Here is a 21104-nt window from a genome sequence, read left to right on the forward strand (position 1 = left end):
GACCGCCATCAGCCCCTGGATCTTTCTTGGTCTGGCCATTGTTGCCGAGGTGATCGGCACGTCTGCCCTGAAGCTGAGCGAAGGCTTCAGCCGGCTCTGGCCTTCGCTGGTGGTCGTGGTGTCGTACGCAACGGCCTTCTACCTGCTGGCACTGACCCTGCGTGCGATTCCCGTGGGGGTCGCGTATGCCGTCTGGTCGGGCGTGGGCGTGGTGCTCATCGCGGTGATTGGCTGGCTGGTCTTCGGCCAGAAACTCGACACAGCCGCGTTGGTGGGCATGGGCCTGATCGTTGCCGGGGTGCTGGTGCTCAATCTGCTCTCGAAGACCTCGGCCCACTAACCCCTGCGCTGCAGCCAGCGCCGCGCACCCTCACCGGCCACCACGCCGCTGGCCAGGCAGGCCGTCAGGAGATACCCCCCCGTCGGGGCCTCCCAGTCCAGCATCTCACCGGCACAGAACAGGCCCGGTCGTGCCTTGACCATGAGGTGCCCGTCCAGCCCTTCCCAACACACCCCACCGGCACTGCTGATCGCTTCGTCGATGGGCCGCGCGGCCACCACGGTGACAGGGACCGCCTTCAAAGCCATCGCAAGACGAGCGGGCTCGTGCAACACGGTCTTGTCGATGAGCTCATTGACGATGGCCATGCGAATGCCATCCAGCCCCAGGCGGCTCTTGAGATGGCTGGAGAGGCTGCGCGATCCGCGCGGGTGGCTCACTTGTGCCAGCACCTGCTCCGGCGAACGATCGGGCAACAGGTCCAGCTCGAAGCGGGCGCGGCCATGGCGCTGGATATCGTCGCGCAACAAGGCTGACACCGCGTAGATCAAGCTGCCTTCCACGCCGGTGGCGGTGGCCACGAACTCACCCTTGCGATGGAAGCTGCGGCCCTGGCTGTCGGTGGCGCGGATCGCGACGGACTTGAACGGCTGACCGGCAAAGCGCTCTGCGAAGAAGGGGGTCCATCCACCTGCCACGTCAAAACCGCAATTGCTGGGCTGCAGCGACGCAACCTCAACGCCCTGCTCGCGCAGCCACGCCACCCACGCACCGTCGGACCCCAGCCGCGCCCAGCTCGCACCGCCCAGCGCAAGCAGCGTCGCGCTCGCGCGCACCGACAGCGGCCCCTGCGGCGTCTCGAAGCACAAGGCATCGCCGTGCCAGCCAGTCCACCGGTGGCGCATGTGAAAGCCCACTGCGACACCACCTTCCGCGGGATGGCGCAACCGTTGCAGCCAGGCACGCAACAACGGCGCGGCCTTCATGTCGGTGGGAAAGACCCGCTGCGAGCTGCCGACGAAGGTGGCGATGCCCAGGCCATCGGCCCAGTCGCGCACGGCCTGCGGACCAAAGACGTCAAGCAGTGGCCCGATCTGCGCGGCCCGCTCGCCATAGCGCGTCAGGAAGGCCGGCAAGGCTTCGGCATGCGTGAGGTTCATGCCCCCTTTGCCTGCAAGCAGGAATTTGCGGCCCACCGAGGGCATGGCGTCGAACAGATGCACGCCCAGGCCCGCACGGCTCAGGCACTCTGCGGCCATCAGGCCGGCAGGCCCTCCGCCGATCACGGCGGCATCGACGGACAGTGAAAGGGAAAAATCGGTCATGAAGAGAAAAAGGCATCCGCCAGCTCGATGAGCCGGCCTTGCGCATTGATGAAAGCCAGGCGCACCGGTTCCCCTGGGCGCGCCTGGGCCATGGCCGCACGGTAGCCGTGCATCTGGGCCACCTTTGCCGGATCGAGCTCAGGTCGCGCAGCGCTCTTGTAGTCCAGCACCCACCATTCACCGCTGTCGCGGCGCCGCACGAGTCGATCAAGCCGCAGCAACTCGCCTTGGTGGAGCAACGCCACCTCGTTGCCCCAGTGATCCAGCGCGGCATCGTCCCATACCCAGGCGGCCTCGCCCGCCACGATGCGGCCGGCGGTGGCCAGAACGTGCTGTGACTGCACGGTGTCCAGTGAGAACTCGCGGGCGACTGCCTCCACATGTTCGGGCGTCCACTCAAAATCCCGCACCGGTGTGGGCCGCCATTCCAGCAGGCGGTGCAGCGCCAGCCCCATGCGGTTGTAGGTGTCGTCCACCGGCGCCTGTTCAACCGGCGGGGCCGGGGAAGCGAACTCGACGGTCAGCGCAGGCAGGCTCGGCAAGGTGAAGGCGGGTGCCAGTACTTCAGTGAATGGGACCTCTTGCGCAAATGGCGTAGGCGCCCCGACCGGCGCGGTGAGAGGTTGGAGACGGTCGAACCAGGTGGTGGCGCTGCGCTGGTGCGGCTCGAAGCTGGAGATCACCAGGCGGGACTCGGCCCGCGTGAGCGCCACATACAGGGCGTTGAGCTCTTCGAGCGAGCGCGCTTCCTGCTCCTGCCGCAACGCGTCCACCACGCAGGCCGGTGGCGTTTTCTCGCTCGCCAGAAACACGAAGCGGCGCGGCAGCGCCTCTTCCCCAGGCCAGTCCACCAGCACCCCCATGCTTTCAGGCCTCGCAGATCCACTCGCGGTGTCCAGAATGAGCACGGTGTGGGCTTCAAGCCCCTTGGCTCCATGGATGGTGAGCAGGCGCACAGCGCCATGCGTGCGCACCGGCGTGGCCTGGATGCCCCCTGCCTTGAGCGCCCGCACCAGCCGGTAGGGCGTGAGAAAGCGCCCGCCATCCTGCGCGAGGGACTGCGACAGCAGATCGCGCAACTGCGCCAGCACGGCATCGCGCTGGTTGACCGGCACGGCCTGCGCGAACCGCGCCAACACGTCGCCGTGGTCGTACAGCGCGGACAGCGCATCGTGTGGCGGCAGACTCCGCAGCCAGCCCCGGTACAGGGCGAGGCGCTCCGCGCTTAGGGTGAACCGCCGGGCCTGCTCGACCGAGGTGGCCGTGGCCGCCTGCTCTTGTGGCGTCAAGGTGGCAAAACGGCTCAGCACATCCCACCAGGCGGGCCGGGACACGGTGGCACTGCCCTCGGTACGTGGTGGCGTCCAGCGCAACCGCAGGCGGGCCAGCTGGGCGAGGTCGTCGTCTCTCCAGTCGAACAAAGGCGACTTGAGCGCCCGTGCGAGGCTGAGGTCGTGCCGCGTGGACACTAGCGCGTCGAGCAAGGCGACCACGTCCTGCACCGCCGGCGCCTCGCCCAGTTCGAGTTTTTCGGGCTGCTCGCTCGCCAGCCCACGCTCGCGCAGCGCCTCGTGCATCCAGCCCAGCCGCTCTCGGCGGCGCGCGAGCACCATCACGTCGTCCAGCGCGAGGCGACCCGCGGCCACCTCGGCGGCGATCCAGTCGGCCGCCTGCCGCGCCTCGAGAACGGCCAGGCCATCCTCAGTCGAGACGCGGGGTTGGCTCAGGCTGTCGCGCCACACGGGCTCTCCATCCTCGCCGCTGTTCTGCTGCTCACGCAGGCTGCGGGGCACCTGCGGCAGGCACAGCACCTCGCCGGGTTCCTTGCTCTCGGTGGTGTGGGCGCGGTAGTCGCTCCCGTACTCACCTGCCAGCACGGCAGCACCCATGGCCGCATTGAGTGCGTCCACCACTTCGGGTGCGCAACGGCGTGTGTGGTCACAGCTCAGCAAGGCGCCAGACAGCCCCTGCACCACGAACGCCTGCGCAGCCTTGAACACCTGGGGTTCGGCGCGGCGGAAGCGGTAGATCGACTGCTTGGGATCACCGACGAGGAACACACACGGGGCTTCACCGGGACCAGCGCCCGCATAGGCCGAGAGCCAGCCATAGAGGGCTTGCCACTGCAGCGGGTTGGTGTCCTGGAATTCATCGATCAGCACGTGGCGCAAGCGCGCGTCCAGCCGCTGCTGCAACCAGCCCGACAGCTCGGCATCGGCCAGCAGGCGCCGCGCAGCGCCTTCCACATCGTTCATGTCCACCCAGCCGCGCTCGCGCTTGAACGCGGCGAAGGTATCCAGCAGCACCCGCGTGAGGCGCGACAGCCGCTGGTGGTGCTGCCAGGCGCGGTGCTGTCGCAACGCTTCGATCGCGCGCATCGCCAGCTGCTGGGCCGCGCGCACCGCCTCGATACCAGCGAGCTTGTCGTTGAACTTGCGCGGTTCATCCTTCTGCGTCAAGAGTGCCGCCAGCACTGCGGCACCATTGGAGCCCGAGAGCGCCTGTTCCAGCTCCACACCCTTGGCGGAGAACGTGACCGCGCTGGCACGACCCAGTGCCTGGGCGGCTTCTCGCATCAATGTGACGGCGCGGGCGTCGCGCACAAGCCATTGCACCGGGCTGTCGCCATCACCGAACTCCGGGTAGCGGTGCGCCATGGGTTCGACCGAGACGTCCACAATGCCGGCCGCATCCGCCAGCGTGAACTCCACGCGCTTCTGCAAGGCGTTCTGCAGCGCCTTCAAGGTCTGGTGACGGCCATGTCCGGCCACGCTGTCCATGAAGTCCTGCCGTTCGGCGGGGCTGGCGGCCAGGGCGGCATAGAAACGCGGCCAGACCTGGGCCACCGCCCGTGCGTCGTCTTCGAGCAGCTCGTACTGAACCGGCAGCTGCAACTCCTGCAATACCGACAGCGGTGCGCCACGCAGCAGCGCGGCAAACCAGCTGTGGAAGGTGCGCACCTGCACCGATCGTCCCAGGGCGGTCACCCGCTGGTACAGGCTGCGCGCCTCCGGCACGCGCCGCATGGCATCCGCTTCGCTCATGCCACGGGCACGCAGTTCCCCGGCCAGTGCCTCGTCGCTCAGGCCCGCCCAGCGCCGCAACTCCGTGTTCAGGCGGTCGCGCATTTCACCCGCTGCCTTCTTGGTGAACGTGATGGCCAGCACGTCCTGCGGCGCGCAGCCGTCCAGCAGGGCGCGCAGGATGCGCGAGACCAGCATCCAGGTCTTGCCCGCGCCAGCGCAGGCCTCCACCGCGATGCTTCGCGTGGGATCGCAGGCGAGCACGTAGAACGCCTCGCGCGAGACCGGTGTGCCGTTGATCCGGTAGGCGGGCGCCGTCATGCAGGGCTCCAGAAGTCCTTGCGACAGAGGCCGCGCGCGGCGCAGAAGTCGCACACGCGGCCCTCGCCGAGCGCGGGCATGGGTTCGCCAGCAGCCATCCGCGCCATGTCATGCGCGAGGCCGGTGCGCAGGTGCTCGCGCGCCATCAGCACGTCGGGCTGCTCCACCAGCCACGTCGGTGTGTCCTTGCCAGTGTCGCCACGCTTGTCGGTGATGCTGAGGTAGGCCGCACGCAGGTTGTCGTCCGGCAGCAGGGCGGCGTAGAAGGCCAGCTGGGTGTCTTCCAGTGGCTCCTTCACGCGGTCATGGGTCCTGGCGCGGCTCTCGGTCTTGTAGTCGAGCACGAAAGGAATCGGCCCCTCCGGGCTCTGCTGTGCATCGATGCGATCCAGCTTGCCGTAGAGCTTCCAGGGGCCGACGGCAGCCATCCGCTCTGCCTCGGCCTCGACGAAGCGCGGGCCCGGCCTGCCTTCAACCGCCTCGAAGCCATGAAGCCAGTCCAGATAGCCATCGCGCAACGCGGGCCAGACCGCCTGGTACGGCAGGAATCCCGCCCCACCCTCGCCCGCGTTGAGGCCCATCGCCATCGCGGTGTCATCCGCCAGCTGGTTCAGCCTTGCAAGGTCCGCCTCGCGGCCCAGCCGGGCATCACCCCGTTCTTCGTGAAAGGCGCGCAGCACGGCATGCAGCCAGTTGCCCATGTCCCGCTGATCGGGTTCGGCCTCGAGCTCGGCAGCCTCCACGAGCCGCAACTGGCGCAGGGCGAAGAAGCGGTACGGGCAGTCGCGCAGATCCTGGTAGGCACTGGCCGACAGCGCATCGGGCAGCACGTCGGCCGCCGAAGGCGCAGGCCGTCGCTGCGGCATGGCGCCAAGCGAGCGAGGGTCGCGCGGATCTTCAGCCAGCGGGGCGTCCAGCGCCTGTACCCATGCACTGGGCAGCACAGCTTCGCCCCGGTCTTGCGTGCGCCACAAAAGATGGAGCTGCGGCAAAACCACCGTGGCCTTCCAGGCACTGGCAGCGGCAGCGGCCAGTGCCTCGCGGGAAGGCAGGCCCAACAACTCGCGCTGAGCAGCCGTCCATTCACCAGGGGGCTCGGGGCTCGGCGTCAGGTGCGCCTCGTCGCAGCCGGGGACCACGGTCGCCGCGAAAACGCGACCGAGCAACTGCGCCATCGGCAAGACCACAACCGCGGCATCGCCTGCGCTGCGCGGTGTGAAACTGGCCCCCTCCAGCACGTCGCGCACCCAGGCGGTGAAGGCACTCAGCGTCAGGCGGGTACCGCCTCGCCGCGCACCGTCAATGGACTGCGTCACGCCAGCGAGTTCCATGGCGGCCCCGTCCCCCAGACGAAGGCATTGCAGCACCTGCTGGCCCGCGGCATCGGCCTCGAAAGACGGCCAGAGACCACTGGTCTTGAGCGCGAACGCCAGATCGCCCAGCCACGCGGTCAATGGTCGAGCAGACTGAAGGCTTTCGATCCACGCGGGCACGCCTTCAGGAATGGCTGCCGCCAGACGCGCGTGCTGCAAAGCCGCCTTCCAGCGCGACACACCCGCGTCCCGTGCGAGTTGTTCCAGCTGCTGCACCTGCGCTTCTGGCCAGGCCCGGGCGTGCTTGAGCATGTCCAGCACATCGTCCATCGACGCACGTGCGTCGGCTGCCCGCAACACGCTCATGAGCTGCGCGGCCGCGTGGGTAGTGGAGAGCTTCCAGCCGGTTTCATCGCGAACCGGCACCCCCGCGCTGTGCAACATGGCACTGATGCGGCGGGTCAACAGGCGGTCGTTGGCCACCAGCGCCACAGGCATGTGCCCCTGGTTGATTTCAGCGATGACGCAGGCGGCCGCTCGTTGCGCCTCGTCTTCGGCATCGCCACAGGCGTGCAGATGGCAGCCATCACGGACCCCGTCATCCGCATCGTCCAGAGGCAGCAGCAACGCGTGCTCGCCCCACCGGTTCACGAGCGCCCGCGCCAGGGGATCATCCTGAAAGCCGGGCAGCACAACCAGCAGATCGGCCTGTCCGCCCGGCAGCGCTTCCACGCTCCACAGCACGTCCGTGGCGTAGGCCGAGGTGCTGGCCCAGGTCAGCGCAAGGGTCGCGAGCATGCCCTCCCAGTTCAGCGACGGCATGGGAAGGGTCATGGCATCGCGCAACGGCTCGGCCCAGGCGAGCCGTTGCTCGGGCGGCACCGCGGCGGCCAGCGGCGCGAGCTGACGGGCCGCCTCCACCAGGCGGCCCACCATCAGGGCCCGCAATGCGGAGTCGGCCCGGGCTGGCGCCACCCGGTCGATCAGGGCCGCGGCCATCAGACTGTCGCGGGCCATGTCCATGCTGAGATCGCCCGCACCTGGCAGAAAGGGGCGCATGCTGGTGGCCCAGTTGCGGCTGGATTCGAAACGGGGCGCAAAACCGCTGGGATGGGCGATCGCCCATGCACGCCGACCCGCCTCCATCATTTGCGCATAGGGCACCACCACCACCACGCGGCTCGCGGGTACGCCGCGCGCATTCGCGAAGTCGTCGATGCGGGCAATGCAGCGAGCCCAGAAGCCGAGCGCCGGATGACCCTCGCCCGCGGCCGGCAAGCCGGTGTCGCGGATCGGGCTTACAGGCGGCATGGAAATGGGCGTTTCTGTCACAATCAGGCGGACCATGCGCTCAGAAGGTGTGATGACACCTTGAACTGCCGGCATGTGACCCAAACTGTAACCCCTCTCCGTTCAACGACTTTTAGGACGAATCATGGCCAGCGACCTGATCAAACACGTTTCCGATGCCAGCTTCCAGGCTGATGTGCTGGACGCCGGAGCGCCGGTGCTGGTGGATTTCTGGGCCGAATGGTGCGGTCCCTGCAAGATGATTGCGCCCATCCTCGATGAGGTGGCAGGCTCCTACAACGGCAAGCTCCAGATCGCCAAGCTCAATGTCGACGACAACCGCGATGTGCCCGCCAAGTTCGGTATCCGCGGCATTCCGACGTTGATGCTGTTCAAGGACGGCCAGTTGGCCGCTACCAAGGTGGGGGCCGTGAGCAAGGCGCAACTCACCGCGTTCATCGACCAGCAACTGGCCTGAAGACTTTCATCGAGAGCGCCTGGGTGCAACGCCCTCGCGCTCTTTCCCTGGCCGCGTAAATCCTGTCATAATTTGCGCCAGCGGGCCTCACAGGCACCGCCCTTCTCTCCGCGCACCGTCCGCCATCCGGACGCCGGCGCCCCCTCCCCCGGTTTTGACTCAACTCCCCCTCGGAGTGAATTCCATGCACCTTAACGAACTCAAGGCACTGCACGTGTCTGAAGTCCTCAAGCAGGCGGAAGCGCTTGAGATCGAAAACACCGGCCGCATGCGCAAGCAGGAGCTGATGTTCGCCATCATCAAGAAGCGCGCCAAGGGCGGTGAGCTGGTGTACGCGGATGGCGTACTGGAAGTTCTGCCCGACGGCTTTGGCTTCCTGCGGGCGCCAGACACCAGCTACACGGCCAGCACCGACGACATCTACATCTCACCCAGCCAGATCCGCCGCTTCAACCTGCACACGGGCGACATGATCGAGGGCGAGGTTCGCATCCCCAAGGACGGCGAACGCTATTTCGCGCTCAACAAGCTCGACAAGATCAACAGCCTGCCTCCTGAGGACAACAAGCACAAGATCATGTTCGAGAACCTGACGCCCCTGTTCCCCAAGGAACAGATGCGCCTGGAACGCGACATCAAGAGCGACGAGAACATCACCGGCCGCGTGATCGACATCATCGCCCCCATCGGCCGAGGTCAACGTGCCCTGATCGTGGCACCGCCCAAGAGCGGCAAGACCGTGATGATGCAGCACCTCTGCCATGCCATCACGGCCAATCACCCTGACGTGGTTCTCATGGTTCTCCTGGTGGACGAGCGCCCCGAGGAAGTGACCGAAATGCAGCGCACCGTGCGCGGCGAGGTGATCGCCTCCACCTTTGACGAGCCCGCCGCCCGCCACGTGCACGTGGCCGAAATGGTGATCGAACGCGCCAAGCGCCTGGTCGAACTCGGCAAGGACGTCGTGATCATGCTCGACTCCATCACCCGCCTCGCCCGCGCCTACAACAATGTTCTGCCTTCCAGCGGCAAGGTGCTGACCGGCGGTGTGGACGCGAACGCCCTGCAGCGGCCCAAGCGCTTCTTTGGCGCCGCCCGCAAGATCGAGGAAGGCGGCTCGCTCACCATCATCGCCACCGCCCTGGTCGACACTGGCAGCCGCATGGACGAAGTGATCTTCGAAGAGTTCAAGGGCACGGGCAACTGCGAAATCCATCTCGATCGCCGCCTCTACGAAAAGCGTGTCTTCCCGTCGATCCAGCTCAACCGCAGCGGCACCCGCCGCGAAGAACTGCTGCTGCAGCCTGAAATCCTGCAAAAAACCCGCATCCTCCGCCAATTCATGTACAACATGGACGAAATCGAGGCCATGGAGATGGTGCTCAAGAGCATGAAGTCGACCAAGAACAATTCCGAGTTCTTCGACATGATGCGCCGCGGTGGTTGAGGCTATAATCCAAGGCTTTGCAAATTGCGGCAAGTACAGCGAAGTGGTTTCGCTGCGGCTGCGGCACCTGACCTGAAGGAAACGCCATGAAAGAAGGCATTCACCCCAACTACCGCGAAGTCTGCTTCCAGGACCTCTCCAATGGCTTCAAATTCGTGACCCGCTCCTGCGCGAACACGAAGGAAACCATCAAGATGGAAGACGGCCGCGAGCTGCCGCTGTTCAAGCTGGATACCTCCAGCGAATCGCATCCTTTCTACACCGGTACGCAGAAAAGCGTGGACAACATGGGTGGCCGCGTGGAGCGCTTCCGCAACCGCTACGCCAAGACCGCCAAGTAAGCATCGGTCGCCCGGGGAGCCGGGTGTCTGCAACTTGCGCAGAAAAAGCAGCCCGAGCAGGCTGCTTTTTTTTCGCCCATTCAGCGCCGGGGTGGATCGCCCTCAGCCGCACGCCCCCTGTATATTCGCCGCAGTGAATCAGCCCACCCCTGCCATCGTCACCCAGTCGGCTGTGCGCCGTCTGCCCCGGCTCGCGCTCATCCTGTTCTGCGTCGCTTACGTGCTGCCCGGTTTCCTGGGCCGTGAACCCTGGAAGAACGCGGACGTGTCGGCTTTCGGCGTGATGCTGGAGATGGCGGCGGGCCACAGCAGCTGGTGGAGCCCGCAGGTCCTCGGCGTGGCCGCGGAGGAAGCCGGCCCGCTGCCGTACTGGCTGGGAGCCGCCTTCATCAAGTTGCTGCCATTCGTTTCGCCCGATTTCGCTGTGCGCATCCCGTTCGCGCTGCTCCTGACCCTCACCCTCATCTGTACCTGGTACACCGTGTACCACCTGGCTCGCCAGCCCGCCGCGCAGCCGGTGGCCTTTGCCTTCGGCGGTGAAGCCCGCCCCACCGACTACGCGCGCGCGCTGGCGGATGCTGGCTTGCTTGCGTTGATGGCCTGCCTTGGATTGGCACAGCTGTCCCATGAAACCACCCCCGATCTGGCCCGCCTGGCCTGGGTCTCGCTGTTGCTGTTCGCCGCTGCCCGACTGGCGCACGCCGGCAACCGTCAGCCCGGCCGGAGCGTGCTGACGTGGGGGGTGGCGATATTCGCCCTGGTGCTCAGCGGCGCACCCTGGGTGGCCACCTTGCTCGCGAGTGGCTTGCTGCTGGTCCTGTGGCGCTCCAGGCGAGAATCCCGGCTCCCCGATCCGGAAACCGACTGGCCCCTCGAAGCCCCTGTCACGACGCGAGACCCCCTGCTATGGGCAACCCTGTTCCTCGCCGCCGCATTCGCAATTGCGACATACGCCGGCCTGGTACCGCCACCTGCCTTGCAGACGCCACTGGATGAGGTGGAATGGCGCAGCTGGACAAAACTGCTGATCTGGTTCACGTGGCCCGCCTGGCCTCTCGTGCTCTGGACCCTGTGGCGATGGCGTCATCAGTTGCTTCGCCCTCACGTCGCCCTTCCGCTGTGGGCCACGCTCGTGAGTGTGGTGGACAGCGCCCTGTCCGACGAACGCGACCGCGCCTTGCTGCTGGCCCTGCCCGCGCTGGCCTCGCTCGCTGCCTTTGCCCTTCCGACCCTGCGCCGCAGCGTGTCTGCGTTGGTGGACTGGTTCACCCTGGTGTTCTTTTCGGGCTGTGCGCTGGTGATATGGGTGATCTGGGTGGCCATGCAGACCGGCGTGCCCGCCAAACCGGCGGCCAACGTCGCCAGGTTGGCACCCGGCTTCGTTCCCGAGTTCTCCTTCCTGCTTTTCGCGCTCGGTGCCCTGGCAACGGCAGCGTGGATCTGGCTGGTCGCGTGGCGCGTCGGCAAGCACCGCCAGGCGCTCTGGAAGAGTCTGGTGCTGCCGGCGGCGGGCAGCACACTCTGCTGGCTCCTGCTGATGACACTGTGGCTGCCCCTGCTCGATTTCGGCCGCAGCTACGGGCCGATATCGCGCAGCATCGCCAACCTCGTCTCAACCCAGGGCTGCGTGCTGGCGGATGGCCTGAGCCAGGCACAGATCGCCGCGCTGCAGTACCACGGACGTTTGGTGGTGGTGCGCACGCGTGCCAGCGGTGAGGAGCAATGCCGCAACCTGATCGTGGACCCCGATAACCAGCCAACGCTGGACCAGCGCGTCGATCTCACGCAATGGGCCTTCAAGGCCACCGTGCGCCGCCTCACCGACAACAAGGAACGTCTGCTGGTGTACCAGCGCGTCAGTCGCTGACGCGCTCGCGCACCCGGGATGGCGGCAGGGCAATCGCGAAGGTGGAACCCTCGCCAAGGGTGCTCTTCACCTCGATATGCCCACCATGGCGTTGCGCCACGTGCTTCACGATCGCCAGCCCCAGGCCCGTGCCGCCCGTTTCGCGGGATCGGCTGCGATCCACGCGGTAGAAACGCTCGGTCAACCGCGGAATGTGCTCCGCCGCGATGCCCGGGCCCGTGTCGCTGACGAAAAACTCGACCCAACCGTCGGGGCGCAGGCGCCAGCCGGAGCGAATGCGCCCACCGCCAGGCGTGTAGCGCACCGCATTGCTCATCAGGTTCGACATGGCGCTGAGCAACTCCGTGCGGGCGCCCGAGATCCAGAGGTCCGGACCACTCACCGGATCGATGTCGTGTGGCGTGGCAGCGATGGCTTGCGTAAGCCCCCGCGCTTCGGACAGCACGTGACGCAACAGCTCGTCCGCGCCGATCCATTCGCCCGGCCCCGGCGCGGGGCTGCCTTCCAGCCGCGACAGCGTCAGCAGGTCGCTGACCAGGGTCTGCATCCGGTGCGCCTGCTGGCTCATGAGATCCAGATAGCGGGTGCGATCGGCCTCTTCGAGCGGAATGCTCTGCATGGTTTCCACGAAGCCACTGAGCACCGTCAGCGGGGTGCGGATTTCATGCGACACATTGGCCACGAAGTCGCGGCGCATGGCCTCGGCCAGCTGCACGGCGGTCACATCCCGCGTGATCATCAGCTTGCGCTTTTTGCCGTAAGGGTGGATCTGCAGGGAAATCTTGGTCGGCTGCGAAGGTCGGGGACCGGGGCCATCGATCTGGATCTCATGACCGAAATCACCGCCTGCCAGATAGGCGGTGAACGCAGGGCTGCGCACGAGGTTGCGCACATATTGTCCAAGGTCTCGCTGGGGATCAAACCCAAGATGATTGGCCGCGGTGAGATTCGACCATTCAATGCGGCCGGAAGAATCCAGCAGCACCACACCATTGGGCGAGGCCTGGATGGCAGCAAGAAAGTCTTCCAGGCGCGCGTCGCTGCTTTGCGCCTTTTTCTCCAGCTTCTTGATGACCTTGCGGCAGCGCTCCACGAGCTCGCCCCAGGCACCGCTGAGGTTGGGCGCGCGCGTGGCTTCACCCTTGTTGAGCCAGCGCATCACGCGGCGAGCCCGCAGTCCATCCATGAAGGACCACGCCAGCGCCCCCACGAGGCCGCCCGCAAAAGTGATGGCAGCAGATTCCTGTGCCCAGCCCCAGACCGCCCCCAGTGCAACCAGAAGCAGCAACTCGATTGCGCGTCGGGTCATGCGGCCGAGATCGGGGCGCTCTGAGCCGGTGTTCCGGTGTGTTTCATCGCCGTGAGGCGGTAACCTGCGCCACGCACCGTTTCCACCATGGGTGACGCTTCGCCCAATGACTCTCTCAATCGCTTGACGTGCACGTCCACGGTACGCTCCTCGATGAACACATGGTCTCCCCAGACCTTGTCGAGCAGCGTACCACGGGTGTGCACCCGCTCCGCGTGTTTCATGAGGTAATGCAGCAGCTTGAATTCGGTGGGTCCCACCTTCAATTCGGTCCCACGGAACGTCACCCGGTAGGTGGCCGCGTCGAGCGCCAGTTCACCCACCTGCACCGAGTCGTTGACAATTTCCGGCGCACGGCGGCGCAGTACGGCGCGGATTCGCGCGAGCAGTTCCTGCGTGGAAAAAGGCTTGGTGATGTAGTCGTCGGCGCCCGCATCCAGCCCCTGAACCTTGTCACTCTCGTCGCTGCGCGCAGTGAGCATCAGGATCGGCACGGTCTTGGTGCGCTCATTCTTGCGCCACTGGCGGGCCAGCACAGCTCCGCTTTCGCCCGGCAGCATCCAGTCGAGCAGGATCACATCGGGCAACACCGCGTCCACTTCTCGCTGGGCGGCGGCGCCGTCAAACACCACGGTGGGCGCGAACCCGTTGTGGCGCAAGTTGACTGCGATCAGCTCGGCAATGGAGGGTTCGTCCTCGACCACGAGGACGCGTGGCAGCTTTCTCATCCGACCACCGACTCCACAGCCGCCATCGGCACGTGCCGCACGTCCTCGCCCTTGACGATGAAGATGATCTGTTCGGCGATATTCTTGGCGTGGTCGCCGACGCGCTCGATCGACTTGGCCAGGAACAGCAGGTCCAGACTGGGTGAAATGGTGCGCGGGTCTTCCATCATGTAGGTGATCAGCTTGCGCAGGAAGCCGTTGTATTCGTGGTCGATGGCGTCATCGCCCTTGATGATCGCCACGGCCATGTTGGTGTCCAGGCGCGCGAACGAGTCCAGCGACTTGCGCAGCAGCGCTGCGGCCAGATCGGCAGCCATGCGCAACTCCGAGCTGGGCAGGTTGCGCGGCGAGCCGTTCTGGATGATGGACTTGACCATGCGTGCAATGCGCGCCACTTCGTCACCCGCGCGCTCCAGATTCTGTGTGGTGCGCGAAATCGCCATCAGGAAACGCAAGTCGCGGGCAGTGGGCTGGCGCCGGCCGATGGTGGAGATGATCTCGTGATCGATCTGCACTTCCATCTGGTTGATGCGGTTTTCGTTCTCCATCACCTGCTCGGCCGACTCCAGGCTCATGTGGATCAGCGCGTAGACCGCCTGGTGCAACTGGGACTCGACCAGGCCGCCCATTTCGAGCACATGCGTGGAAATGGAGTTCAGCTCGGCGTCGAACTGGCTGGAGATGTGTTTGTCGGTCATGAATGGCCTCCTTGGGTCGCTGAATGAGCGGGCTCAGCCGAAGCGGCCCGTGATGTAGTCTTCCGTCTCCGTCTTGCTCGGCTTGAAGAAGATCTGCTCGGTGGAACCGAATTCGATCAGTTCGCCCAGGTACATGTAGGCGGTGTAGTCGCTGCAGCGGGCGGCCTGCTGCATGTTGTGCGTGACGATCGCGATGGTGTAGTCCTGCTTGAGCTCATGCACCAGTTCCTCGACCTTGCCAGTGGAGATCGGGTCCAGCGCGGACGTGGGTTCGTCCAGCAGCAGCACGGAAGGCTTCACCGCCACGCTGCGCGCAATGCACAGGCGTTGCTGCTGGCCACCCGAGAGCGACAGGCCGCTCTGGTTGAGCTTGTCCTTCACCTCGTTCCACAGCGCGGCCTTGGACAGTGCCCACTCCACGCGATCGTCCATTTCGCCCTTGCTCAGGTCTTCGTACAGCTTCACGCCGAAGGCGATGTTGTCGTAGATTGACATGGGAAACGGCGTCGGCTTCTGGAACACCATGCCGATGCGGGCGCGCAGGAGGTTGATGTCCTGCTTGGGGTCCAGGATGTTCTGGCCGTAGAAGTTGATCTCCCCCTCGGCACGCTGGCCGGGGTACAGGCTGTACATGCGGTTGAGCGTGCGCAGCAGCGTGGACTTGCCGCAACCCGAGGGGCCGATGAAGGCGGTGACCTTGCGCTCCTCGATGTTCATGTTCACATTCTTCAGGCCCTGGAACTTGCCATAGAAGAAGTTCAGGTTGCGCAGCTCCAGCGCATTCTTGCCTGCGACGGGGGATGCAGCGGTTGCAGTGGCGGTGTTGGGCATGATGGATTCCGTATCTGTTGTTCGTTGTGCGGGCGGCGCTGGGACTCAGCCCACCTTCTTCTCGCGCAGGAAGACCCGCGCCACGATATTGAGAGCCAGGACCGAAAGCGTGATCAGCAACGCACCGCCCCAGGCCAGGCGAATCCAGTTGTCATAGGGGCTCAGTGCGAACTGGAAGATCACCACCGGCAGGTTGGCCATGGGAGCGCCCATGTCGGTGCTGAAGAACTGGTTGTTCAGTGCAGTGAACAGCAGAGGGGCCGTTTCGCCGCTGATGCGCGCCACGGCCAGCAGCAGGCCGGTCATGACACCACTCCTGGCTGCGCGCAGCGTGACCAGCGTGGCCACCTTCCATCGCGGTGCGCCCAGGGCGAACGCTGCTTCACGCAGGCTGCCCGGCACCAGACGCAGCATGTTCTCGGTGGTGCGCACGACCACCGGCACGGCGATCAACGACAGCGCCAGGCTGCCGGCCCAGCCGGAGAAGTTGCCGACTGTGGCCACGGCGATCGCGTACACGAACAGACCCAGGACGATCGATGGGGCCGACAGCATGATGTCGGTGACGAAGCGCGTGAGTTCGGCGGTTTTGCTCTGGTCACCGTACTCGGCGAGGTACACGCCGGCGAAGATGCCGATCGGCGTGGACACCAGAACCGAAAAGCCCACCATCATCAGGCTGCCCACGATCGCGTTGGCCAGGCCTCCGCCGTCCGTGCCCGGAGCGGGCGTGGAGTGGGTGAACATGTTCCAGTCCAGTGCGGCCAGGCCGTTGCTGAACAGCACGCTCAGGATCCAGAGCAGCACGAACAGGCCCAGCACCATGGCACCCATGGACAGGGTCAGGCCGATGGCATTGGCGCGCTGGCGGCGCTTGTAGAGGGAGTGGTTGAATTCCATGGGATGAGGTTTCGTTCAGGGCTCAGAGACCTTTGGCCTTTTCGGCTCGGATCAGCATGATCTTGGCTGCCGACAGCACAATGAAGGTGATGACGAAGAGCAGGAAACCGAGGGCAAACAGCGTGGACAGGTGAAAGTCGGCGGCTTCGCCGAACTCGTTGGCCAGCGTGGAGGCGATCGACGTGCCGGGAGAGAACAGCGAAGTGGGCAGGCGGTTCGCATTGCCGATCACGAAGGTCACGGCCATGGTCTCGCCGAGCGCACGGCCCAAGCCCAGCATGATGCCGCCGATCACGCCCTTCTGCGTATAGGGCAGCACCACACGGCGCACCACCTCCCAGGTCGTGCATCCCAGGCCATAGGCCGATTCGCGCAGGATGGGCGGAACGATCTCGAACACGTCGCGCATCACGGCAGCGATGAAAGGCAGCACCATGAAGGCCAGCACGATGCCGGCGGCCAGGATGCCGATGCCGTTGGTGGCGCCACCAAACAGCGGGCCGATCAGAGGCATGGAGCCGAGCAGACCCTGCATGCCTGGTTGAACGTAGTCGGCGAACAGTGGTGCGAACACGAACAGGCCGAACATGCCATAGATGATGGAAGGCACGGCCGCCAGCAGCTCAACCGCAGTTCCCAGCGGACGGCGCAGCCAGACCGGGCAATTCTCGGTCAGGAAAAGCGCGATGCCGAAGGCCAGTGGCACGGCGATCAACAGGGCGATACCCGCGCTGGCGAGTGTGCCGACGATGGCGATCGCAGCACCGAATTCTTCGTTGACGACGTCCCACTCGACGCGCCACACGAACCCCAGGCCGAACTTCTGGAAAGCCGGCCAGGCGTTGACAAACAGGGAAATGATGATGCCCAGCAGCGCGATCAACACCAGAAGCGAGAAGCCCTGGGTGATGCGATGGAAGAAGATGTCCTCGATGCGTTGCCGTTTGGCAATCGATACCATGCCGGGGTTGCCGGATTCCGCCGGCGCTGATTTCGAACTCATGGTTGTTCCCACGCTCATGTTGACTCCGTATTGTGATCCTGAGAACAACAGAATCCGCCGACCGGCCCTCACCCGCCGGCGGATGTCATCGAACAAGATGCCGGCTTACTTCTGGATCTGGTTCCAGACCTTGGAGCGGATGGCGTTCGTCAGGCTGTCTGGCAGGGCCACATAGTCGAGATCGGCGGCCATCTGCTTGCCGTTCTTGAACGACCAGTCGAAGAACTTCAGCACTTCGGCGGACTGGGCCTTGTCGGTCGGCTCCTTGTACATCAGGATGAACGAAGCGGTGCTGATGGGCCAGCTGTCGGCACCCTTGGCGTCCACCATGGACACGCCCATGCCCGGAACGCTGAACCAGTCCACGCCGGCGGCAGCCGCAGCAAACGACTTGTCGTCCGGACTCACGTACTTGCCATCCTTGTTCTGCAGTTGCAGGTAGGGCATGTTGTTCTTCTTGGTGTATGCATATTCCACATAGCCCAGCGAACCCTTGACGCGGGTCACGTTGGCGGCCACGCCTTCGTTGCCCTTGCCGCCAACAGAAGAGGCGGCCGGCCACTTGACGGCGGCACCCTTGCCCACCTTGTCCGCCCAGTCCTTGCTCACTGTGGCCAGGTAGTCGGTGAAGTTGAAGGTGGTACCCGAACCGTCCGAGCGGTGGATGATGGTGATGGCCTGGTCGGGCAGGGCCTTGCCGGGGTTCAGGGCGGCCAGCTTGGGGTCGTTCCACTTGGTGATGTTGCCCAGGAACATGTCGGCCAGCACAGGGCCGGTGACGCGCAGCTCGCCTGGCTTGAAACCGTCAAGATTGATCACGGGAACGGTGCCACCGATGATGGCGGGGAACTGCACCATGCCGTCTTTGTCCAGGTCAGCGCCGGACACAGGAGCATCGGTCGCGCCAAAGGCCACCGTCTTGGCCTTGATCTGGCGAATGCCGCCCGACGAACCGATGGATTGGTAATTCAGGCCGACATTGGTCTCTTTCTTGTACGCCTCAGCCCACTTGCCGTAGATCGGGTACGGGAAGGAAGCGCCGGCACCGGTGATGTCGGCGGCGAATGCGGCACCCATGCCTGCGGTGGCCATGGCGGCAGCGGCCACAGACTTGAGGAAGATGCGTTTGGTGATCATGAAGGGACTCCTGTCAGTTGGGGTTCGGGAACAAGGAGAACTGTATGGAGGCAATATGACATCCCCGTGACAGCCTGCATCTGTCACATTCCTGGCCTCCCTCAGCCTTGGGGAGAGGTGGCAGCCATGCGTCACAATCCGGGTTTTCCCGCTCAATCAGCCCCCTGGCCTCCCAGGTCCAGCGCCAAATTCCAGCATGCAAAACGGAACCCTTCTCGCCGCCATCGACCTCGGCTCCAACAGTTTCCGGCTGGAAATCGGCCGTTACCACTCGGGCCACATCGAGCGCATCGAGTACCTGAAGGAAACCGTGCGCCAGGGCAGCGGCCTGGACGAGGACAAGAACCTGAGCCAGGCGGCCATGGAACGCGGCTGGGAATGTCTGGCCCGTTTCGCCGAGCGGCTTCACGGCTTCAAGAAGCAGCAGGTCCGGGCGGTGGCCACGCAGACCCTTCGCGAGGCGCGCAACCGCGACGAATTCCTGCGCAACGCCCAGGCCATCCTGGGCTTCTCGATCGATGTGGTCTCCGGCCACGAGGAGGCACGCCTGATCTACCAGGGCGTCTCGCGTCTGCTGCCCTACTCCGACGAGCGCCGGCTGGTGGTGGACATCGGGGGCCGCTCCACCGAGATGATCCTGGGCGAGGGTTACACAGCACGCGCCATGGAGTCGTACCGGCTGGGCAGCGTGGCCTGGTCCACCCGCTACTTCCCACGTGGCCAGTTCAGCGCCTCGGCCTTCAAGACCGCCGAAGTGGCCGCCAAGGCAGTGATCGACGAAGCGCTGGACAAGTTTCCACCGCCCGAGTGGACCGTGGCCTATGGCTCCTCGGGCACCGTGGGCGCTGTCGCCGACATGCTCGCCACCAACGGCTGGGCATCGGGCGTGGTCACACGTGCAGGGCTGGACTGGTTGACCGAACGGATGATCAAGGCCGGGAGCGTCGACCAGCTGCGCATTGAAGGTCTGAAGGACGATCGGCGCCCGGTCATTGGCGGCGGCGTGAGTGTGCTGCGGGCGATTTTCGACCTGTTCGGCATCGAGCAGATGCTGCCCGCCCAGGGAGCCTTGCGCCACGGCGCGCTCTACGACCTGATCGACCGCGATACGGACGGTGGCGACGTGCGTGAGCGCACCGTGCGCTGGCTGGCTCATCGCTTTTCGGCCGACGAGGTACAAGCCAAGCGGGTCAGCGAGGTCAGCACCGCCCTCTTCTCGCAGATTGCCGCGCTCGATGCGCAGAACGAGCGGTACTCGCAGAAACTGGCCTGGGCCGCACGGCTGCACGAGATTGGTACGCACATCTCGCACGACCGCTCACACCATCACGGCGCCTACATCCTCGACAACGTCGACGCCCCCGGCTTCTCCCTGCCCGAACTGCACCGCATGAGCCAGCTGGTGATGGGCCAGCGCGGCAAGCTGCGCAAACTCGAAGAAGCGCTGCTGGATGAACTGTTTGCCAAGCAACTGATGGCGCTGCGGCTTGCGGTCCTGCTCTGCCATGCGCGGCAGATGCCGGAGTACCAGTCGGTCAAGCTCAGCTACAAGCCTCGGGCCTTTAAGCTCTCCACCAACCCCGGCTGGGCCAAGCGTTACCCGCAATCCGCCTGGCTGCTCGGCGAGGAAGTGGTCGCCTGGCAGAAGTCGGCCTGGAAGTTCACCGCGGACATCCGTTGACAAGGCGCCCACCGCCGCACTGTCACATGAACGTCACAATTCTGCGATAGACGGGAAACGGTATATACGGTTTATACTCCGGCCCCTTTTCAATACCCCCGGAGCGTATTCATGGCCAGTCAAAGCAGCAAAACCAGCCCCAAGAAGCCCAAGCTGGTGCGCGACAGTTTCACCATTCCCAAGACCGAATTCGCCGCCATCGACAAGCTCAAGAGCCGCGCGGTTGCCCTGGGTACCAGCGTGAAAAAGAGCGAGCTGCTGCGAGCGGGACTGATGGCGCTCCAGAGCCTGAACGATGCCGCCTACAAGGCCGCGCTGGCCGCTGTGCCTACGCTCAAGACGGGCCGTCCCACGGTGAGCACCAAGGCGCCGAAGGCTGTCGCCAAACCCGCAACGCCTGCTGCGGCAAAGCCACCGGTGCAGCCTGCTGCACCGGTGGCGGCCAAGCCGGCCACCAAAGCCGCTGCCAGGCCTGCGGCCAGAAAGCCTGCCGCAAAGACTGCCAGCCAACCCGGCGTGAAGGCCGCAGCAAAACCGGCTGTGAAGGCCGCCGCCAAGCGTCCTGCCACCCGTCGCACCATGCCCGCGAGGAAATCGGCCTGATCGGATGTGCGCCTCCCTGGCGCACGGGCTCAGATCAGTTCGGGTGTCTGTACCGTGACCACCACGGTCTGGCCCGAGCCATCGCGCTCGCGGTGGCGCAGCCACCAGACGGCGCCCTTCTTCACAGAGCAATCTTCCTCGGTGAGCCCCAGCAGGCGGGCCACCACGCGGCCGAGCGTGGGCTGGTGGCCCACCACCACCACGGGGGATTTGCCGTTGGGCCACTGCACCAGTTCCAGCAAAGCCAAAGGGTCGCCTTCAGGCGACAACTCATCGCGCAGCTTGAACTTGCGGCCCAGCGCCAGCACGGTCTGTTCGCAGCGCACCGCCGGGCTGGCCCAGATGCGCGCACCTTCCGGCAACTGCCGGTCCAGCCAGGCCGCCATGCGAGAGGCCTGCTTTTCGCCCCGGGTGGTCAGGCGCCGTGCCAGATCCAGCGCGTCGCCCGGTTTCCCGGTCAGCGGCTCGGGGTGTTCATGCGCCTCGGCATGGCGCCAGAGAATCAGGTCCATGGTGCGGCTTTCCATGA

At 65.4% G+C, this 21104-nt stretch carries 18 protein-coding genes; 7 read left to right on the forward strand and 11 right to left on the reverse strand.

Annotated elements, in window-relative coordinates; genetic code table 11:
* Nucleotides 1–7: 7 nt before the first annotated feature.
* Nucleotides 8–340, forward strand: coding sequence for an SMR family transporter (locus tag J2X09_RS19385; RefSeq protein ID WP_204734986.1), 333 nt, complete (start codon nucleotides 8–10; stop codon nucleotides 338–340).
* Here J2X09_RS19385 and J2X09_RS19390 read toward each other — a convergent pair.
* From J2X09_RS19390 to J2X09_RS19400, 3 genes are read right to left on the reverse strand one after another with little or no spacing between them, the layout of a single operon-like run.
* Complete coding sequence (locus J2X09_RS19390) at nucleotides 337–1605, reverse strand: TIGR03862 family flavoprotein (protein ID WP_204734914.1); 1269 nt, start codon at nucleotides 1603–1605, stop codon at nucleotides 337–339. The genes J2X09_RS19385 and J2X09_RS19390 overlap by 4 nt on opposite strands.
* A complete protein-coding gene (locus tag J2X09_RS19395) occupies nucleotides 1602–4949 on the reverse strand; it encodes a UvrD-helicase domain-containing protein (RefSeq protein WP_204734915.1) in 3348 nt (1115 codons plus the stop codon). The genes J2X09_RS19390 and J2X09_RS19395 overlap by 4 nt, the downstream gene beginning before the upstream one ends.
* The gene (locus tag J2X09_RS19400) at nucleotides 4946–7609 is read right to left on the reverse strand and encodes a PD-(D/E)XK nuclease family protein (RefSeq protein WP_310309058.1); all 2664 of its coding nucleotides are present in this window, start codon (nucleotides 7607–7609) and stop codon (nucleotides 4946–4948) included. The genes J2X09_RS19395 and J2X09_RS19400 overlap by 4 nt, the downstream gene beginning before the upstream one ends.
* Before the next feature lie 88 nt (nucleotides 7610–7697).
* Between J2X09_RS19400 and trxA the strand changes: the two genes are divergently transcribed.
* The 4 genes from trxA (at nucleotide 7698) to J2X09_RS19420 (ending at nucleotide 11685) form a co-directional block, all read left to right on the forward strand.
* Nucleotides 7698–8030: a thioredoxin TrxA gene (trxA, locus tag J2X09_RS19405; protein WP_066266039.1), complete on the forward strand. Its 333-nt coding sequence runs from the start codon at nucleotides 7698–7700 to the stop codon at nucleotides 8028–8030.
* Between the two features lie 184 nt (nucleotides 8031–8214).
* Complete coding sequence (rho, locus tag J2X09_RS19410) at nucleotides 8215–9477, forward strand: transcription termination factor Rho (protein WP_204734917.1); 1263 nt, start codon at nucleotides 8215–8217, stop codon at nucleotides 9475–9477.
* Between the two features lie 86 nt (nucleotides 9478–9563).
* On the forward strand, nucleotides 9564–9818 hold the full coding sequence (locus J2X09_RS19415; protein ID WP_204734918.1) for a type B 50S ribosomal protein L31: 255 nt from the start codon (nucleotides 9564–9566) through the stop codon (nucleotides 9816–9818).
* Nucleotides 9819–9951: 133 nt separating this feature from the next.
* The gene (locus tag J2X09_RS19420; protein ID WP_204734919.1) at nucleotides 9952–11685 is read left to right on the forward strand and encodes a glycosyltransferase family protein; all 1734 of its coding nucleotides are present in this window, start codon (nucleotides 9952–9954) and stop codon (nucleotides 11683–11685) included.
* On the opposite strand, the gene phoR is transcribed toward J2X09_RS19420, so the two are convergent.
* From phoR to pstS, 7 genes are all read right to left on the reverse strand, one after another.
* Entirely contained in the window at nucleotides 11675–12994 is a 1320-nt protein-coding gene (phoR, locus tag J2X09_RS19425; protein ID WP_204734920.1) for a phosphate regulon sensor histidine kinase PhoR, read from the reverse strand. The genes J2X09_RS19420 and phoR overlap by 11 nt on opposite strands.
* Nucleotides 12991–13722, reverse strand: a complete 732-nt coding sequence (gene phoB, locus J2X09_RS19430; RefSeq protein WP_204734921.1) for a phosphate regulon transcriptional regulator PhoB — start codon at nucleotides 13720–13722, stop codon at nucleotides 12991–12993. Before phoB ends, phoR begins: the two co-directional genes overlap by 4 nt.
* Nucleotides 13719–14420, reverse strand: coding sequence for a phosphate signaling complex protein PhoU (gene phoU / locus J2X09_RS19435; protein ID WP_204734922.1), 702 nt, complete (start codon nucleotides 14418–14420; stop codon nucleotides 13719–13721). The genes phoB and phoU overlap by 4 nt, the downstream gene beginning before the upstream one ends.
* Nucleotides 14421–14453: 33 nt before the next feature.
* Nucleotides 14454–15251 carry a phosphate ABC transporter ATP-binding protein PstB gene (pstB, locus tag J2X09_RS19440; protein WP_204734923.1) on the reverse strand — a complete coding sequence of 266 codons (798 nt, stop codon included), beginning with the start codon at nucleotides 15249–15251 and terminating at the stop codon, nucleotides 14454–14456.
* 45 nt (nucleotides 15252–15296) lie between these two features.
* On the reverse strand, nucleotides 15297–16151 hold the full coding sequence (pstA, locus tag J2X09_RS19445; protein ID WP_204734924.1) for a phosphate ABC transporter permease PstA: 855 nt from the start codon (nucleotides 16149–16151) through the stop codon (nucleotides 15297–15299).
* A 22-nt stretch (nucleotides 16152–16173) separates the two neighbouring features.
* Nucleotides 16174–17154, reverse strand: coding sequence for a phosphate ABC transporter permease subunit PstC (pstC, locus tag J2X09_RS19450; protein WP_310309062.1), 981 nt, complete (start codon nucleotides 17152–17154; stop codon nucleotides 16174–16176).
* A 105-nt stretch (nucleotides 17155–17259) separates the two neighbouring features.
* Nucleotides 17260–18291: a phosphate ABC transporter substrate-binding protein PstS gene (gene pstS, locus J2X09_RS19455; protein WP_204734926.1), complete on the reverse strand. Its 1032-nt coding sequence runs from the start codon at nucleotides 18289–18291 to the stop codon at nucleotides 17260–17262.
* A 196-nt stretch (nucleotides 18292–18487) separates the two neighbouring features.
* Between pstS and ppx the strand changes: the two genes are divergently transcribed.
* Nucleotides 18488–19972, forward strand: coding sequence for an exopolyphosphatase (ppx, locus tag J2X09_RS19460; RefSeq protein WP_204734927.1), 1485 nt, complete (start codon nucleotides 18488–18490; stop codon nucleotides 19970–19972).
* A 111-nt stretch (nucleotides 19973–20083) separates the two neighbouring features.
* Nucleotides 20084–20575 (forward strand): hypothetical protein, encoded by a 492-nt coding sequence (locus J2X09_RS19465; RefSeq protein WP_204734928.1) that lies wholly within the window; start codon nucleotides 20084–20086, stop codon nucleotides 20573–20575.
* A gap of 29 nt (nucleotides 20576–20604) precedes the next feature.
* On the opposite strand, the gene J2X09_RS19470 is transcribed toward J2X09_RS19465, so the two are convergent.
* A complete protein-coding gene (locus tag J2X09_RS19470) occupies nucleotides 20605–21087 on the reverse strand; it encodes a SixA phosphatase family protein (RefSeq protein ID WP_204734929.1) in 483 nt (160 codons plus the stop codon).
* Nucleotides 21088–21104: the final 17 nt, after the last annotated feature.

The sequence above is a fragment of the Hydrogenophaga laconesensis genome (genome assembly GCF_031457235.1).
Lineage (GTDB): Bacteria > Pseudomonadota > Gammaproteobacteria > Burkholderiales > Burkholderiaceae_C > Hydrogenophaga > Hydrogenophaga laconesensis.